This window comes from Nisaea sp. (assembly GCF_034670185.1).
Lineage (GTDB): Bacteria > Pseudomonadota > Alphaproteobacteria > Thalassobaculales > Thalassobaculaceae > Nisaea.
Genome location: NZ_JAXMNY010000004.1, coordinates 513,730 through 530,131 on the forward strand (window position 1 = coordinate 513,730; position 16,402 = coordinate 530,131).

General features: G+C 61.2%; 14 protein-coding genes. 8 read left to right on the forward strand and 6 right to left on the reverse strand.

From position 1 onward, the window contains the following. Positions 1–14 precede the first annotated feature (14 nt). Both gyrB and VOI22_RS18790 read left to right on the forward strand, forming a co-directional pair. Positions 15–2,465: a DNA topoisomerase (ATP-hydrolyzing) subunit B gene (gene gyrB / locus VOI22_RS18785; protein WP_323797965.1), complete on the forward strand. Its 2,451-nt coding sequence runs from the start codon at positions 15–17 to the stop codon at positions 2,463–2,465. A gap of 112 nt (positions 2,466–2,577) precedes the next feature. After that, positions 2,578–3,198, forward strand: a complete 621-nt coding sequence (locus VOI22_RS18790) for a hypothetical protein (RefSeq protein WP_323797966.1) — start codon at positions 2,578–2,580, stop codon at positions 3,196–3,198. A gap of 22 nt (positions 3,199–3,220) precedes the next feature. Here VOI22_RS18790 and VOI22_RS18795 read toward each other — a convergent pair whose 3' ends face one another. After that, positions 3,221–4,090, reverse strand: a complete 870-nt coding sequence (locus tag VOI22_RS18795) for an MBL fold metallo-hydrolase (protein ID WP_323797967.1) — start codon at positions 4,088–4,090, stop codon at positions 3,221–3,223. A gap of 95 nt (positions 4,091–4,185) precedes the next feature. Here VOI22_RS18795 and VOI22_RS18800 point away from each other — a divergent pair, with 95 nt between their 5' ends. Both VOI22_RS18800 and VOI22_RS18805 read left to right on the forward strand, forming a co-directional pair. Continuing rightward, complete coding sequence (locus VOI22_RS18800) at positions 4,186–4,518, forward strand: metalloregulator ArsR/SmtB family transcription factor (RefSeq protein WP_323797968.1); 333 nt, start codon at positions 4,186–4,188, stop codon at positions 4,516–4,518. Between the two features lie 25 nt (positions 4,519–4,543). Next, positions 4,544–5,086 (forward strand): rhodanese family protein, encoded by a 543-nt coding sequence (locus tag VOI22_RS18805; RefSeq protein ID WP_323797969.1) that lies wholly within the window; start codon positions 4,544–4,546, stop codon positions 5,084–5,086. A 3-nt stretch (positions 5,087–5,089) separates the two neighbouring features. On the opposite strand, the gene VOI22_RS18810 is transcribed toward VOI22_RS18805, so the two are convergent. Continuing rightward, positions 5,090–6,472, reverse strand: a complete 1,383-nt coding sequence (locus tag VOI22_RS18810; protein WP_323797970.1) for a tetratricopeptide repeat protein — start codon at positions 6,470–6,472, stop codon at positions 5,090–5,092. A 334-nt stretch (positions 6,473–6,806) separates the two neighbouring features. On the opposite strand from VOI22_RS18810, the gene VOI22_RS18815 reads away from it, so the two are divergent. After that, a complete protein-coding gene (locus VOI22_RS18815) occupies positions 6,807–8,768 on the forward strand; it encodes a PBP1A family penicillin-binding protein (protein WP_323797971.1) in 1,962 nt (653 codons plus the stop codon). A 12-nt stretch (positions 8,769–8,780) separates the two neighbouring features. Here VOI22_RS18815 and VOI22_RS18820 read toward each other — a convergent pair whose 3' ends face one another. The 4 genes from VOI22_RS18820 to ada form a co-directional block, all read right to left on the reverse strand. After that, complete coding sequence (locus tag VOI22_RS18820; RefSeq protein ID WP_323797972.1) at positions 8,781–9,704, reverse strand: endonuclease/exonuclease/phosphatase family protein; 924 nt, start codon at positions 9,702–9,704, stop codon at positions 8,781–8,783. A 90-nt stretch (positions 9,705–9,794) separates the two neighbouring features. Further along, positions 9,795–10,517 carry a SprT family zinc-dependent metalloprotease gene (locus VOI22_RS18825; RefSeq protein WP_323797973.1) on the reverse strand — a complete coding sequence of 241 codons (723 nt, stop codon included), beginning with the start codon at positions 10,515–10,517 and terminating at the stop codon, positions 9,795–9,797. Between the two features lie 92 nt (positions 10,518–10,609). Then, on the reverse strand, positions 10,610–11,815 hold the full coding sequence (locus tag VOI22_RS18830; RefSeq protein WP_323797974.1) for a multidrug effflux MFS transporter: 1,206 nt from the start codon (positions 11,813–11,815) through the stop codon (positions 10,610–10,612). Between the two features lie 87 nt (positions 11,816–11,902). Continuing rightward, on the reverse strand, positions 11,903–13,018 hold the full coding sequence (ada, locus tag VOI22_RS18835) for a bifunctional DNA-binding transcriptional regulator/O6-methylguanine-DNA methyltransferase Ada (RefSeq protein ID WP_323797975.1): 1,116 nt from the start codon (positions 13,016–13,018) through the stop codon (positions 11,903–11,905). Between the two features lie 257 nt (positions 13,019–13,275). On the opposite strand from ada, the gene VOI22_RS18840 reads away from it, so the two are divergent. The 3 genes from VOI22_RS18840 (at position 13,276) to ugpE (ending at position 16,399) form a co-directional block, all read left to right on the forward strand. After that, positions 13,276–14,583, forward strand: a complete 1,308-nt coding sequence (locus VOI22_RS18840; RefSeq protein WP_323797976.1) for an extracellular solute-binding protein — start codon at positions 13,276–13,278, stop codon at positions 14,581–14,583. 79 nt (positions 14,584–14,662) lie between these two features. After that, positions 14,663–15,541, forward strand: coding sequence for a sugar ABC transporter permease (locus VOI22_RS18845; RefSeq protein WP_323797977.1), 879 nt, complete (start codon positions 14,663–14,665; stop codon positions 15,539–15,541). Between the two features lie 15 nt (positions 15,542–15,556). Next, entirely contained in the window at positions 15,557–16,399 is an 843-nt protein-coding gene (gene ugpE, locus VOI22_RS18850; RefSeq protein ID WP_323797978.1) for a sn-glycerol-3-phosphate ABC transporter permease UgpE, read from the forward strand. Positions 16,400–16,402: the final 3 nt, after the last annotated feature.

Sequence of the window (16,402 nt, forward strand, 5' to 3'; positions counted from 1 at the left end):
GACTAGGAGCCGACATGGCACAAGATGATCTTCCGGAACAGAACGGCGTGACCAGCGAAGACGCTGAATATGGCGCCGAGTCGATCAAGGTCCTGCGCGGGCTTGATGCGGTCCGGAAGCGGCCGGGCATGTATATCGGTGATACCGATGACGGCTCGGGTCTGCACCATATGGTCTACGAGGTGGTCGACAACGCCATCGACGAGGCGCTGGCTGGGCATTGCGATCTGGTGACGGTAACCCTGAACGCGGACGGATCGGCAACGGTCACCGATAACGGGCGCGGTATCCCGGTCGATATCCATGCGGAGGAAGGGGTCTCCGCCGCCGAGGTCATCATGACCCAGCTCCATGCCGGCGGTAAATTCGATCAGAATTCCTACAAGGTTTCCGGCGGTCTGCACGGGGTCGGCGTTTCGGTCGTGAACGCGCTTTCGGAAAGCCTTGAGCTCCGGATCTGGCGGAACGACACGGAATATGTGGTCCGCTTCCGCCACGGAGAAGTCGAGGCGCCGCTGGCCGTGGTCGGTCCGGCGAACGGCAAGAAGGGCACGGAGATCACGTTCCTGCCCTCGACCGAGACCTTCACCAAGACGGTGTTCGACTTCAAGACCCTGGAACACCGGTTGCGCGAACTCGCCTTCCTGAATTCCGGCGTACATGTGCTGCTGAGCGACAAGCGCGAGGCGGAGGAAGTCTCCGTCGATCTATTCTATGAAGGTGGCTTGAAGGCCTTCGTCGATTATCTCGACCGCAACCACAGCCCGCTGCATGAGTCGATTGTGGTTTCTGGTGAGCGCGACGGCATCACTGTCGAAGTCGCCATGCAGTGGACCGACAGCTACCACGAGAACACGCTCTGCTTTACCAACAACATCCCGCAGCGCGACGGCGGCACGCACCTTGCCGGTTTCCGTGGTGCCATGACCCGGACGATCAATGCCTATGCGCAGGAAAGCGGGATCGCGAAGAAGGAAAAGACCCAGCTCAGCGGTGACGATGCCCGTGAGGGTCTGACCTGCGTTCTGTCCGTAAAGGTTCCGGACCCGAAATTCTCCTCCCAGACCAAGGACAAGCTGGTCTCTTCCGAGGTCCGGCCGGTGGTCGAATCAATCCTTGGCGAGCGGCTGCAGCAATGGTTCGAGGAACATCCGGCAGACGGCAGAAAGATTGTTTCCAAAGCGTATGAAGCCGCGGCGGCGCGGGAAGCCGCCCGCAAGGCGCGCGAGTTGACCCGACGCAAGGGCGCGCTCGATATCGCCAACCTGCCGGGCAAGCTGGCCGACTGCCAGGAGCGCGATCCGTCGCTCTGCGAAGTCTTCCTGGTTGAGGGTGACAGCGCCGGCGGCTCCGCCAAACAGGCCCGGGACCGGAAGACCCAGGCTATTCTGCCGTTGCGCGGCAAGATCCTGAACGTGGAGCGGGCCCGCTTCGACAAGATGCTGTCCAGCCAGGAAATCGGCACCATCATTGCCGCGCTTGGCACCAGTATCGGCTCGGAAGAGTTCAATATCGACAAGCTGCGCTACCACAAGATCATCATCATGACTGACGCCGACGTGGACGGCAGTCACATCCGAACTCTGCTGCTCACCTTCTTCTTCCGGCAGATGCCGGAACTGGTGGAACGCGGCCATCTCTATATCGCGCAGCCGCCGCTTTACCGGGCCAAGAAAGGCAGTTCCGAGACCTATCTGAAGGACGACCGGGAGCTGGAAGCCTACCTGATCAGCAACGGCATTGACGGGGTCACCCTGAAGCTTGCCGATGGTGCCCAGATGCTCGGTCCGGACCTTGAGCGGATGGCCGAACAGGCGCGGGATGCAAAAACCCTGATCGAGCCTTTGGTCCGCCGCATCGGCTCCGCCTTCGTGGTCGAGCAATGCGCTATTGCCGGTGCATTGAGCCCGGAATTGCTTGCCGATCCAGAGGCCGCTACTAAAACGGCAACCAGCATTGCCGAACGGCTTGACGCGCTTTCTGAAGACATCGAGCGTGGCTGGACCGGTCAATTCGATGCGGACAATATCGAGCTGGTGTTCGAGCGCACCTTGCGTGGCGTGACCGAGCGGTACCGGATCGATCAGATGCAGGTCCGGACGCCTGAGGCCCGGCGCCTCACCGGTCTTGCCGAAGAGCTTTCAGCGACGTTTGGCAAAGGCGCCACCCTGATGATGAAAGATGCGGAACGGCGGATCCATGGCCCGATCGCACTGATCGAGGCGATCCAGGAAAGCGGCCGCAAGGGCCTCACCGTGAACCGATATAAAGGTCTCGGCGAGATGAACCCGGATCAGCTTTGGGAAACCACCCTCGACGTCAATCAGCGCACCCTGCTGCAGGTCCGGGTCGACCATCTGGACGAGGCGCAGGAAATCTTCTCCACCCTGATGGGCGACGTGGTCGAACCGCGCCGGTTATTCATCCAGGAGAATGCGCTGAAGGTGGCTAATCTCGATATCTGATCGGCGGCCCCGATGACTCTCTAACGCGAGAGACTTTCTCGGCTATTGCCCGTGAATCGTGTCGCGGGTACGCTCGAGACTGAAGCGCGTTTGGGGACGTTGGGGGAAATCCATGTTGCATCGTCGGGCCGTGGCCTTGTGCCTCGTGCTATCGCTTTCGGCTTGCGCCGGAAGGGAAGCCGTCACTGTTGCCGAGTTTACCCGGCAGGACGATCAACTGACCTGTTCCGAGCTCGATCGGGAAATCGGGCGGAACAATGATGCAATGCGCTCGCGCGTTGTCGAAGGCCATGACCGGCAGGGCCGCAACATCATGATCGGGGCGGTTGGAATCCTGCTGTTCTGGCCGGCGCTGGCCGCACTGGACCTGAAAGACGCACCCGGTAAGGAGCTTGAGGCTCTGGATGTCCGCAACAAGGCATTGGTTCGCTATGCCGATCAAAGGGCATGCAGGGTGCAGACGGCGCTCGATGTTCCGGCCGTCAAGGCCGAGTATGAAGCAAAGTTCGATAAAGAAGGCAATCCGGTCGAATCAGCAAACGTCAACAATGACAGGATCTTACCTGCCGCCACCCCCGCCGCCGCGCCCCGGACCACGACTGCAGTATCTCAACCCCAGACAGCCGCCAATCCTATTGGACGCGGCGAGTTGAAGGGCTTGATGGATTTGTTCCTGCGCGGCGACATAGACCAGACGGAATACGAACAGCGCCGCATCGCCCTCGGGCTATGACAGGGAGGCGGCGCGCCGTCCCTCAGAACTGGTTGAGCGGCAGTTTCAGATAGCGCACGCCGTTTTCTTCCGGCTCCGGTAACTGCCCGGCCCGGACATTCACCTGGATCGACGGCAGGATCAGCTTCGGCATATCGAGGGTCTTGTCCCGGGCCTCGCGCATGGCGACGAAACTCTCCTCGTCGGCGCCGTCCTTGAAATGGATACTCCGGGCCTTTTCTTCCCCGACTGTAGTCTCGAAGGCAATCTCGCGGCCGCCCGGCTGGTAGTCGTGTCCGACGAAAATCCGGTAGTCGTCCGGCAGTGACAGGATGCGCTGCACCGAGTGATAGAGGGTGCGCGCGTCGCCGCCCGGGAAATCGCAGCGGGCACTGCCGAAATCAGGCATGAAAATCGTGTCACCGACAAACAGCGCGTCGCCGATCCGGTAGGTTAGGCAAGCCGGTGTATGACCGGGCGTGTGCATCACCTCGCAGTCCAGATTGCCGATCTTGAAGCTGTCGCCATCCTGCCAGAGATGCTGGAACTCGTTCGGCTCTTCACTCAGATTCTGCAGGTTGAAGACCGGTTTGAAGACGTCGCGCACATCTTTGATGTGCGCGCCGATGGCGATGCCGACCCCGAGTTCGCGGCGCATATAGGGCGCGCCCGACAGATGATCGGCATGGGCATGGGTCTCAAGCAGCCAGCTCACCTGCAGGTCCTTGTCCCGGATATAGCCGAGCACCTTGTCCGTGCTCTCGGTGAAGGTCCGGCCCGAGGCGGAGTCGAAATCGAGCACTGAATCGATGATGACCGCCTGTTTGGTGTCCGGGCAGCTCACGACGTAGGTAATGGTGGATGTTCGCTCGTCGAAAAATCCTTCGACCAGAGGCTTTGTAAGGTTGTCCACGGCACTTCTCCCGGAAAAGGCTTGTTTCCGCTTCGTTGATTCAATATATAAGCAATAACTTATATATGTAAACCGGATCGCTCAGGATTTTGCGAATGGCAGGACTATCCCTCGAGATCATGGAGCGGAAAGCATCCGGTGTTGCGGATTTTCTGATGGCTGCCGGGAACAAGAACCGGCTCATGGTGCTGTGCCACCTCGCGGATGCGGGCGAGCTCACCGTAAATGATCTCGCGGCCCGGCTGGACCTCTCGCAGCCCGCCCTCTCGCAGCATCTCGCTCGCATGGCGGAGGAAAAACTGGTCGCGGCTCGCGCCGAAGGGCGCAGCCGGTATTACGCCCTGACACCGGGCCCGGTCAGCGATCTGCTCGCCGTTTTACAGAAGCATTTCTGTCCGCCTGAAGAGGCGGATGTTGCGGCCGAATAGAAGCGGCCGAAGGAAAGGAAAACCCATGCAGACCAATCACCAGGAACTCCCGGGCATCGATGCCCAGAGCGCCGCGCCGCAGATCGAAGGCGGAAAGCTTGTCCTGATCGATATCCGCGAGCCGGACGAGCGGGCGCGTGAATGGATCCCCGGATCTGTTGCCATTCCGCTTTCGGCATGGAAGTCCGCAGATCTTGCCCCCTATCGCGGTAAAGGCGTCGTGCTCCATTGCCGTTCCGGTAATCGGACCATGATCAATGCGCCGCTTTTTGTAGAAGCCGGATTTGCCTCCGCTGCTTTCCTTGAAGGCGGCCTTGAGGCCTGGAAGGATGCGGGCCTGCCAGTCACACGGAACAAGAAGGCGCCGCTGGAGATCATGCGCCAGGTGCAGATCATCGCCGGGTCTTTCGCCTTCGCCGGTGGGCTCGCGGGCTATCTGGCCGATCCGATCTATGCCCTGATCCCGGCCTTTGTCGGTGCTGGCCTGCTGATGGCGGGTGTGACCGGCTGGTGCGGTATGGCGCGGATGCTGCGACACATGCCCTGGAACAAACAGGCGTCGGCCTGACGCTTATCCATGAAGGGCGATGGCCTGGGCTTCGGCCTCTGTCGCCCGTGTATGATCGCCGCGACCGCGATGGGCCCGGGCGGCGAACCGCCAGTTCATCGGGCTCGTCGGCTTCAGCGCGGTGCGCTCTGAGGCCAGTGCGAGGGCAAGGTCGTTTCGCCCTCCCCTGAGGGCGGCTTCCAGCAAGGTCATGCCGATAATGTCGCGCTGGGCGTGGCTGCCGCCGAGATAGCGGGTGCGGTACCGGATCGGCAGCAGGATATCGACGGCCTCTCCATATTTCTCCTCGGCAAAGGCCTTCAGGGCCTTGCAGAAGGGCTGGCCGACCGTCCGTGTCATGGCCGCGTTCGCGTCGTTGGCGGCGGTGGTATAGCGCTCATGCGCATTCAGCACCTGCTCCGCCACCTCCCAGCGGCCGTCGGCGACAAAGGTCATCATCGCGTGCACATCATTGAAGGCATAGAGCGTGTCAGTCGCGCTCGGCTCCCACTTGTCAGCCAGCGTCTTCCAGCGATCGCCGACATCCACACCAAGCAGCTCCAGCCGCCAGAGCAGCGCGGCCGCGTCCAGTTCCTCGTACCTGTCGCCGCTTGAATCGGTACTGCGCAGGCAGCGGTCATAGATGTCGAGCACCTGATCGTTCTGGGCAAGATCGAGATGATAGAGCGAGAGATGCCACCAGAGATGATTGGCGAAGTTGCTGTATGCCCAGTCCTGCTCGCGTGATCGCATCCAGTTGATGCCGCCCGATTGTCGGCCCTGACTCTCCATCACGTGACCGACCGCGTGAATGGCGTAGGCGTCCTTCGGGTTCATGGCCACGGCGCGGCGGCCGCACTCCTCGGCGATGTCGAAATCCCGGTTCTCCTCAAGCCCGAAGGCATAGAGGCCGAGCATATAACCATATCCCGGCACGCTTTCATCCCAGGCATGGAGGATGCGGGCCACCCGGTCCCGCTGGTTGTCCGTGTCGCCGAGCAGCACGTCGGAGAGATGGGCGAGCTGCAGGGCCAGCAGATCACGCGGGAACTGCACCAGCAACGCGTCCCAGAGATCGACGGCACCATGGAAATCGCCGTCGGCCCAGGCCCGGATTGCCTCGATATGCCGGCGTTCCCGTTCATTGGCGCGTGGTGCCAGCGCTTCGGCGGTCTTGAGCGTGCTGACAAGCTCCGGATAGATCCGGGTTTCCATCGCCTGCGTCAGGAGCGACGCCTTGAAGATCTGGCCCATGACGAAATCCGGCTCGGCATCGAGTACCTCGGTGATCTCGCCGAGCGGGTCCCCGGAATAGGTGAGGAACATTTCGTGAGCATTTTCCAATGCCGCGACGAGGGCGTTGTCGGCATTCGAGACGGCGAGGTCCCTGCAGTCCGTGATGGTCATGGCGGATCTCCGGCCGGTGATGCAGTCACTGTCGCATAGCTACGCGCCTGGACGATCACGGACAATGCGAGAGCGCGTGATCGGATCGAGAGGGATAATAAAAACAAGCTTTTAACGCCTATTTTTGAACGTATTTATTAAATTAGTGTTGAAAATTAAAAATATATTTAAGAAAATCTACTAATTGTATGTTTTTTAATGATTTTCATTTTCCTTGCATTAAAAGCGACGAGATTTTTAAAGTTAATCCAATATATTAAGTAAGTTAAAAATATTTGCTTAAATCAGATACTTATGAGTTAATCCTAACATTAAACTTTGGGCGCGGTTCCTGATGGCACGGACTCCGACAAAAAAGCCTGCGGCGACAACGCGCCGCTCATCTTCCGGTGCGCGCAAGACCGCCGCAACGAAGGATACTGCGCGCAAATCGACGGCCAAGCAGGACAGAAAAACCGCCCGAAAACCTACAACATCCCGGCGCCGCAAATCGGCCGTGGTGCGCAAGCGCACGGGGATCGTCACGGGGCTTATCAAATACGGTTTCGTTGCTGCTATCTGGGCTTTCGTGTTGGTTGGCGGTGTGCTCGCCTATCATGCCTATCAGCTACCGGATATCACCGATCTCGACAGATATGAGCGGGCAGGCGCGACCCGCCTGCTCGATAGAGATGGCGCCATGTTCGTATCCTACGGTGCGCTGCATGGCCGCCCGGTCACGGCGGCCAATCTTCCCAATCCCCTGATAAACGCCCTGGTCGCGACCGAGGATCGACGGTTCTTCTCTCATTTCGGCATCGATCCGATTTCGATCCTGCGCGCGGCCGTCGTCAATCTGAAGGCGGGCCGGACGGTGCAGGGCGGCAGCACGCTGACCCAGCAGCTCGCCAAGAACGTCTTTCTCAGCGCGGACCGGTCCTACTCCCGGAAGATCCAGGAACTGCTGCTGGCCTTCTGGCTGGAGCACCGCTTCAGCAAGCAGGAAATTCTCGCCATTTATCTCAACCGGGTCTATTTCGGCGCCGGTGCCTACGGCGTGGATGCAGCGGCCCGGAAATATTTCCGCCGCCCGGTCGAGGATCTGACGGCGTACCAATCGGCCCTGCTGGTCGGCTTGCTGAAGGCCCCGTCACGTTACAATCCGGCCGTTGACCGGGAGCGTTCCAATGGTCGCACCCGGCAGGTTCTTCTGAACATGGTCGATGCGGGCTATTTGACCGAGGACGAGGCCGAGCGGATCGCTGCCCGTCCTTCCGCAATCCAGGGCGCGGCGGGGGTCAGCCGCAATCATCGTTATTTCGCCGACTGGGCGCGTGAACGGGCGAACGGTTATGCCGGTCCCGGCGGCGGGGACCGCTCGGTCCGCACGACCCTTGACCGCCGGCTGCAGCGGATCGCGGAACAGGCTGTCAGCGAGGGCATGAAGCGCGGCACCAAGAAAGGCGCCCGACAGATTGCCATGGTGGTGATGTCGCCGGATGGCGCTGTCCGGGCGATGATCGGCGGGCGCGACTATGCCGCTTCCCAGTTCAACCGAGCCACCCAGGCGCTACGCCAGCCGGGCTCCGCCTTCAAGCCGTTCGTTTTTCTGGCTGCGCTTGAGGCGGGTTATACGCCATCGACGCGGCTGCCCGATGCGCCGGTTGCGCTGAACGGCTGGACGCCTCGGAATTTTGATGGCCGGTATCGGGGTGAGGTCACGCTTGAGGATGCGCTGGCGCATTCCCTGAACGCGGCAACGGTAAATCTTTCCGAAGCGATCGGCCGCCGCCGCGCGCTCTCGGTCGCGCGCCGTCTCGGCGTGACGGCATCCCTGCCCGAGGGGCCGAGCCTCGCGCTCGGTGCCGGCGAAGTAACCTTGCTGGAAATGACAGCAGCCTATGCAGCCTTCGCCAATCAGGGGCGGTTTGTCTCGCCCTATGCGGTAGAGCGCATTCAGACATCCGCCGAAGGTGCGATCTACGCGCGTGATGATCGGCCCGCCCCGCAGATCGTGGAAGCACGGATCGTCTCCGCATTGAACACGATGCTGCAGTCGGTGGTGGAAAACGGAACCGGGCGCAGGGCCCGGATCGGGCGTCCGGCTGCAGGCAAGACAGGCACGTCCCAGGATTTCCGCGATGCCTGGTTCATCGGCTATACGGCGGATCTGGTTGCAGGGGTCTGGGTCGGCCGGGACGATGCGTCGGCCATGGATGGTGTCACCGGCGGCAGCTTGCCCGCGGAAATCTGGGCTGCCTTCATGTCGAAGGCGGCAGATGGGCCGCCCCGATCACTGGTCCTGAACACTAATTAGTCCTGACGCTGATTAACGAGCGCCTGTTTCGATATCTACGATCAATGGCAGATGGTCCGAGCTTACATGCAGGCCGAGGGCGGCACCGCCCACCTTCAACGTTGGCGAGATCAGGGCATGATCGATCGGCAGGGCCATCAGGTCGCCTAGCCAGTTATCCCCCCAGGTGAAGGAGCGGCGCAGGCCCGGTACCACCCGCGTGCCTGAATCAGCCGCGATCTTCTGCACGGCGTGGCTCCAGGGGGCGGCGTTGAAGTCACCGGTGATGATCAGTGGAGTGTCAAGCTGGTTCCAGATATCAGCCAATGCCTCGATTTGCTTGGCCTGGGGCAGAGGGAACGGCCAGCGCAAATGAAGCGAGGCAATCGTGGTGTCCCGCCCGCCGCCTGAAACGGTAGCCCAGGCGAGCCGGTTATCCTCCAGACAGCCGGTCCCGGTGAATGCTGTCCGGGACAGCACAGCAATACCGACCGACCCCCTATACGGGCAGATGACCTGATACGGGTAGGTTTCCTTGAGACGCTTCGTCAGTCTCGGTTGCTCGACAGCGGCTTCCTGCAAGGTAATGACGTCGGGTTCCATCTCCACAATATAGGCCGTCACCGGTTCAATCCTGGCGTGGTTGTGGTTCATGTTGAGAGACAGGACCCGGAGATTGCCCGGCCCCCGCGGCCGGTCTTCCGAGAGCATGCTTCCGCCGAAAAGCTGGCCAAGCGAGCCGGCGCTGACCACGATCACGGTGGTCAGAAACAGAGCGCTGATCCAGGCACGCGTGACCAGCAGCAGAAGCAGGAAGGGAACGGCGAGAACCAACAGGTGCAGGCGCAGATGGGAAAAACTGTCTGCCAACGGATGAAAGGCGCCGAACTGACCGGCAATGAGCGCGGCGGCGATGGCAAGGGAACAAAGCAGCGAGAAGCGCCGGAGAGAATGCATATGAGGTGTGCCTGCTTGACGGCCGTTAACGAATGTCCGGGACTTTCGTAGGGAAATTTGACCGGATCATGGTCGTGTGACGGAAACGGTTCAGCCGTAGCGGTGCAGCGTGGCGCCGTGCCGTTTCAGCCAGGCGCGGGACATGTCCATATTCTCGACCAGCCCGTCGCACAGCGCCCAGAACCGGCCAGAATGGTTCATTTCGATCAGGTGGGCGGCTTCATGGGCGCAGACATAATCCAGCACATGTTCCGGCGCCAAGATCAGGCGCCAGGAGAAGGACAGCGCGCCGGTGGAGGAGCAGCTTCCCCAGCGGCTGCGTGTGTCCCGCACGGAAATCCGCGTCGGCTTGCGCCCAACTTGCTCCGCATGGAAGCGGGCACGATCCGAGAGCTCCCGCCGGGCTTCCCGTTTCAGCCAGTCCGTCAGTCGCCGGGCCAGATGGTCAGCACCGCCGGACACTTCCAGATATGGTAAGCCATCATCAAGGCATTCGGTGCGACGGACCGCACCTCGCAGTTCCGGTGCATGGCGGATCCGGTGGTCGACACCGAGCAGGGGAATTGTTGTGCCGTCTTCAAAGGGGATGGCGTCCGGCAGGCGGGCCAGGCGGTTTTCCAGCCAGACGACGTTCCGGGCGACGAAGCTCTCTGCCTGAGAGCGGGAAACGCCTGGAGGCAGCACCAGCTCTGGTGCCCCGCGGGCCGGATCGACTTTCAGCGACAGGCGCCGGGCGCGGGTCGAGATCCGTACGGGTACCTCGATATCAGCGCCGTCACGGCCTCTCACGATCAAGGGGCTGGATGCATTCATGGGTGTAGCATTTACCAAGGTCTAGTGGTTCAGGGAATGTAAACTACCAGATATTACTGCCGCCGTGGACCCGCCGGGTCAATTGCGGCGGCTCAGTCTTTCGCTTCTCCCGGGCGTGGGATCAGCATTACCGAAACCACGCCGAGCACACCGGCTACCGCGAACAGGTCCGGCATCACCAGGGGATGGTCGTTCTGCAGGCTGCTGATGATGAAGGAGCCGACCGCCCCGGTTCCCATCTGCAGAAAGCCGAGGAGGGCGGAAGCGACACCGGCGATATGCGGGAAATGCTGAAGCGCACCGGCCATGGAACTTGGCAGGGTGATGCCGAGGGCGACGAGGAGCAGCATGCTTGGGCCGATGATCGCGGCGGCGGAGACATGGCCGAGCTGGGCCGGGATGAACATGGCGAAGCCCGCGATCAGGCCGACGACGCTGCCGATCCGGACCATGTTGTGGATGCCGATCCGGCGGCCGAACCGGTTGGTGATGATGTTGCCGGTCAGGAAACCCGCGACATTGAACAGGATCAGCAAACCGTAGGCTTGCGGCGAATAGCCGAGCTCCACCATCAGGATGTAGGGCGAGCCGGTCTGGTAGGCGAAGAGCATGCCGAAGATACAGCCGTTCAGGGCGGCATAACCGAAGAACCGGCGGTCGACGATCAGTGTGCCGTAGGTTCTGAGCATGCCGCCGAGCTTCATTGCGTCGAAATTTTTCTGCGCGAGGGTCTCCGGCAGCCGGAACAGGCTGAAGAGGAACAGCACGCCGGCGACGACCGCCATGAAAACGAACGAGGCCTGCCAGCCGAAATGGCCCTGCAGTTGACCGCCGATGGTCGGGGTCAGCGCTGGCGAGAGCGCCATGGCCATGCCGATGAAGGACATGATCCGGGCGGATTCGGCGCCTTCGGACTTGTCCCGGATGAGCGCCCGGCTGACGGCGTGACCGGCGCAGGCACCAATGGCGAGCAGCACGCGGGCACTGATCAGCGCCCAGATCGTGGTTGCCAGCGCGCAGGCGATGGCGCCGGCAACATAGATCGCGAGGCCGGTCAGGATCACCGGGCGGCGGCCAAACCGGTCCGACAGCGGCCCTGCGAGTAGCTGGAAAAAGGCGAAGGCGGTGAAATGCACCGTCAGGGTGAGCTGAACGGTGCCCATGTCCGTCTGGAAATAGTCGACGAGCGACGGCAGAGACGGAACGAGCAGGCCGACGGCCATCTGGCCGAGGGCGACCATCAGCGTGAGAGTCGCGATGCCGCTGGCCGAATCGACCCGGAAATCGGTTTTTTGCATGGGTGATCTTCGACATGGGAAAAAGGCCGCCACTGCTGACGACCTTTCTTTCATAACGCAATTCTGCGCTGCGGTATACCGATTGGTTTACCCTGCCTCGGCCAGGGTCATCTCGTCACGCTGTTGACGCTCTTCATCCAGCAATTGGCGCTTGCGGGGCACGCCCCAGCGATAGCCGGTCAGGCTGCCGCCGGCCCCGACCGCGCGATGGCAGGGAATGACAAGGGCGACGCGGTTGCTGCCGCAGGCCCGGCCGACCGCCCGGGGCGCACCTGGCTTGCCGATGGCGTGCGCCAGCTCGCCATAGGTTCGGGTCTCGCCGTAGGGCACGTCCATCAGGGCTTCCCAGACCTGGCGCTGAAAGGCGGTCGCCTGGATGTCGAGCGGCAGGTTGATATCCGGTAGCCGTCCCTCGAGATGGGCGATCACGGCCTCGGTGATCCTGCCTAGTGTGTCGTCGTCCCGGACGATTTCCGCTTTCGGGAATTCCTCACGGAGTTCCGCCTCAAGTTTTCCGGCATCCTCGCCCAGTGCAAGAAAGCAGATCCCGCTCTCCGTGGCCGCGATGAGAATCTGGCCAAGCGGGCTGGGCGCGAGGGTAAAGGCGATGACCGCACCGCGTCCGCCTTTGCCGTAGGTCGCGGGCGTCATGCCGAGCTGGCCGCGGGCTTTTTCATAAAGCCTGCTGGAGGAACCGTATCCCGCCCCGTAAAGCGCCGGGGAAACGGCTTCGCCCGATTTCAGGTTCTCGCGCAGCCTGCCGAGCCGCTGGGCATCCCAATATTGCCTCGGGGTCACGCCGGTTGCAGCCTTGAAGGTGCGTTGCAGGTGATAGGGGGAGAGACCGGTTACGTCGGCCAGCGCATCCAGGGTCGGTGCGGTTTCGTCTGCGGCGTCAAGCAGGGCGCAGGCCGCTTCGACTGCGCCGAGACGCCGGGTGTGGGCCGCATCGGCGCCGAGGCATTTCCGGCAGGCCCGGTAGCCGCCTGCCTCCGCCTCGGCGGCGCTGTCATAGAACCGGACGTTCTCGCGCTTCGGTTTGCGCGAGGAGCAACTCGGGCGGCAATAGATACCAGTGGTGGTCACCGCGTAGAAGAACACGCCAACCGCTTCCTGGTCTCGGGTCTCCACCGCAGTCCAGCGCGCCGCATCGTCGCTGAAACGGTTTGATTCAGGGGTTCCGATTGAACTGCTGTCCGCCATGGGTCCGGTCTCCTCGGTGACTTCGCCCATTTTATACCCTTTCGGAGCATCCTCCGACTATCCGCGCCTTGCGCGGCAAATCGGGTATCTCCGCAGCGGCTGGATGACCGGAAATAAACAAACGAACAGTTCATATTTTCAAATGAAAAGAGAAACTTAGTCGCCATTATTGCAACGAAAATGTCACGGTTCTTTCACCGTTCGGACGTGTGCCGGGAATAGGGTCGCCGCTCGTATTTCTTCCAACGGAGCCTCTTATGAAAGCGACCAAGACGATCTTCGCCGCTGCTGCCGGCCTTGCCATGCTCGGCGCCGGCGCCGCAAACGCGGCCACCGAAATCACCTTCTGGCACGCCATGGGTGGCGGTCTCGGTGAGACGGTCAACACCATCGCCAAGGACTTCAACGCGTCCCAGAGCGAATACAAGCTGACCCCGATCTACAAGGGCGGCTACGAAGAGACCATGACCGCCGGGATCGCTGCATTCCGCGCCGGTGAAGCGCCGAACATCATCCAGATCTTCGACGCCGGCTCCGCCACCATCATCAATGCCAAGGGCGCCGTTTATCCGGTGGCCAGCCTGCTGAACGAGAACGGCGTTCCGTTCCACGCCGAGGATTACATCTCCGGCGTCCGTAACTTCTATGCGGACAGCAAGGGCGACATGATCGGCATGCCGTTCAACAGCTCCACCCCGGTGCTCTATTACAACAAGGACGCGCTCGCCAAAGCCGGCGTGCAGCCGCCGAAGACCTGGGAAGAGTTTGAGGAAATCGCGCCGAAGCTGAAGAAAGCCGGTTACATCGCCCTTTCCCAGTCGCACACCCCGTGGATCTTCTCCGAGAACTTCCATTCCCGGCACAACATCCCGCTAGCGAACGAGAATAACGGCTTCGACGGCGTTGCTACCAAGATCAACTACAACAACGAACACATGCGCATGCACTTCTCCAAGGCACGCGAATGGCAGCAAGCCGGCCTGTTCGGGTATTACGGCAGCAAGTGGGGCGACAACCAGAAGCCCTTCATCGACCAGGAAGTCGCCATGTGGCTCGGCTCCTCGGGTTCCTTCGGCGGCCTGAAGAAGAGCGCCAAGTTCGCCTTCGGCACCACCAACCTGCCGTACTGGAACAGCATCACCAAAGGTGAGGAATACACGACCTTCATCGGTGGCGCCGCGCTCTTTGCCTTCAGCGGCAAGGAAAAGGCCCAGAACGAAGGCGTTGCCAAGTTCTTCCAGTTCCTGACCAAGCCGGAAACCCAGTTCTTCTGGCACAAGGAAACCGGCTACGTGCCGATCACCAACGCCGCTTACACGCTGGCCAAGGAAACCGGTTACTACAAGGACGAGCCGGACGCCGAGGTCGGCATCCAGCAGCTGAGCCAGAAATCTGCCGAGAACAACAAGGGCTATCGCCTCGGTTACTACGTGCAGGTCCGCGAAGTCATGACCCGCGAATATGATCAGGTCTTCGCCGGCACCAAGTCCGTCGACGACGCTTTCGCGGCCATCGAGGACGGCGCCAACAAGCTGCTGGCCCGCTTCGCCAAGACGGTTCAGTAACCAGCATTTCTCATCAGAGCGGCGGGCGGTTTCGACCGTCCGCCGCTTTCCTGTTCCGGGTCGCTAAAGGAAGTCGCCGATGAAACGGCAGCAATTCGACAGTCTCACCCTGCCGTATCTGCTGATCGCGCCACAGCTCGCGATCATCTTTATTTTCTTTGTCTGGCCCGCGGCCCAGGCGGTCTACCAGTCCTTCATGCTGGAAGATCCGTTCGGCCTGTCCAGCCAGTTCGTCGGGTTCGAAAATTTCACCGAAGTGGTCTCGAACGAGCATTACGCCCGTTCGGCGCTCTTCACCGCGATCTTCTCCGGGCTGGTCGCCTTCCTCTCCATGGCCTTCGCCCTGCTGCTGGCGGTCAAGGCGGACGGCATCCTGCATGGCCAGGCGGCCTACAAGATCATGCTGACCTGGGTCTATGCCGTGGCGCCTGCCGTTGCCGGCATGATGGGAGTCTTCCTGTTCGACCGCAGCATCGGCCCGCTCAATCACCTGTTCAACGCCACCGGCTGGCCCTTCAACCCGCAGCTCGACGTGTTCGACGCTTCAGTGACGGTGATCCTGGTCTCGGTCTGGAAGCAGATCAGCGTCAATTTCATCTATTTCCTTGCCGGCCTGCAGAGCATCCCGCGTGCCGTGCGCGAGGCGGCCCTGATCGACTGCCGCAACGGCTTCCGCCGGTTCTGGACCGTGACCCTGCCGCTGTTGGCACCGACCGGCTTCTTCGTGCTGGTGATCAACATCACCTATGCCTTCTTCGAGACCTTCGGCGTGATCGACACGATGACACGCGGCGCCCCCGGCGGCGGCACGGCGACGCTGGTTTACAAAGTCTATCAGGACGGCTTCCTCGGCGCGGATATCGGCGGCAGCTCCGCCCAGTCCGTCATTCTCATGATCCTCGTGCTGGGACTGACCGTTGTGCAGTTCCGCGTGCTCGAGAAGCGCATCCATTACTGAGCCGGGGATCGAGCCATGCATCGTATCAAACCTACGGACCATCTGATCCTGATCCTCGGCGTGCTGTTTCTGCTGCTGCCGATCTGGGTGGTCTTCGCCTCTTCGACGCACCGGCCGGAGACGCTTCTTTCCGAGGGGCTGCAATTCTGGTTTGGCGACTATTTCTGGGAAACCTACAGCGCGGTTCTGTTCGACAATACCGGCTTCACCCAGACCGTGAACGCCGTGCTGATGTTGAAGAACTCCCTGATCCTCGGCCTCGGATTCTCGGTCGGCAAGATCCTGATTTCGACCATCGCGGCCTATGCCATCGTCTATTTCCGGTTTCCGGCGGGCAGCTTTTTCTTCTGGATCATCTTCTCCTCCCTGCTGCTGCCGCTCGAGGTCCGGATCATCCCCTCCTACGAGGTGGTCTCGAAGCTCGGCATGCTGAACTCCTATACCGGCCTGATCCTGCCGCTGATCGCGTCGGCCACCGCGACCTTCTTCTTCCGTCAGTTCTACAAGTCCGTGCCGGACGAGATTCTGGAAGCAGCAAGGATCGACGGTGCCGGGCCGTTCCGCTTCTTCGTCGATATCCTGCTGCCGCTGTCGAAAACCATGATCGCGGCGATCTTCATCATCATGTTCGTGGTCGGCTGGAACCAGTATCTCTGGCCTATCCTGATGACCACGGACGAGAGCTATTTCACCGTTGTCATGGGGATTAAGCAGATCCTGAACGATCTCGAAGGCAACCGTATCCCGCAATACAACAAGGCCCTCGCGCTTTCCTTCCTGGCGATGCTGCCCCCGGTCATGGTGGTGCTGATCTTCCAGCGATGGTTCGTGAAGGGCCTCGTCGAGTCCGAGAAATGAGGA

Coding starts and splice junctions, on each gene's coding strand:
- ugpE (WP_323797978.1), top strand. CDS start 15,557: ATGCATCGTATCAAACCTACGGACCATCTGATCCTGATCCTCGGCGTG.
- VOI22_RS18840 (WP_323797976.1), top strand. CDS start 13,276: ATGAAAGCGACCAAGACGATCTTCGCCGCTGCTGCCGGCCTTGCCATG.
- VOI22_RS18845 (WP_323797977.1), top strand. CDS start 14,663: ATGAAACGGCAGCAATTCGACAGTCTCACCCTGCCGTATCTGCTGATC.
- VOI22_RS18820 (WP_323797972.1), bottom strand. CDS start 9,704: ATGCATTCTCTCCGGCGCTTCTCGCTGCTTTGTTCCCTTGCCATCGCC.
- gyrB (WP_323797965.1), top strand. CDS start 15: ATGGCACAAGATGATCTTCCGGAACAGAACGGCGTGACCAGCGAAGAC.
- ada (WP_323797975.1), bottom strand. CDS start 13,018: ATGGCGGACAGCAGTTCAATCGGAACCCCTGAATCAAACCGTTTCAGC.
- VOI22_RS18790 (WP_323797966.1), top strand. CDS start 2,578: ATGTTGCATCGTCGGGCCGTGGCCTTGTGCCTCGTGCTATCGCTTTCG.
- VOI22_RS18815 (WP_323797971.1), top strand. CDS start 6,807: ATGGCACGGACTCCGACAAAAAAGCCTGCGGCGACAACGCGCCGCTCA.
- VOI22_RS18810 (WP_323797970.1), bottom strand. CDS start 6,472: ATGACCATCACGGACTGCAGGGACCTCGCCGTCTCGAATGCCGACAAC.
- VOI22_RS18830 (WP_323797974.1), bottom strand. CDS start 11,815: ATGCAAAAAACCGATTTCCGGGTCGATTCGGCCAGCGGCATCGCGACT.
- VOI22_RS18800 (WP_323797968.1), top strand. CDS start 4,186: ATGGCAGGACTATCCCTCGAGATCATGGAGCGGAAAGCATCCGGTGTT.
- VOI22_RS18805 (WP_323797969.1), top strand. CDS start 4,544: ATGCAGACCAATCACCAGGAACTCCCGGGCATCGATGCCCAGAGCGCC.
- VOI22_RS18825 (WP_323797973.1), bottom strand. CDS start 10,517: ATGAATGCATCCAGCCCCTTGATCGTGAGAGGCCGTGACGGCGCTGAT.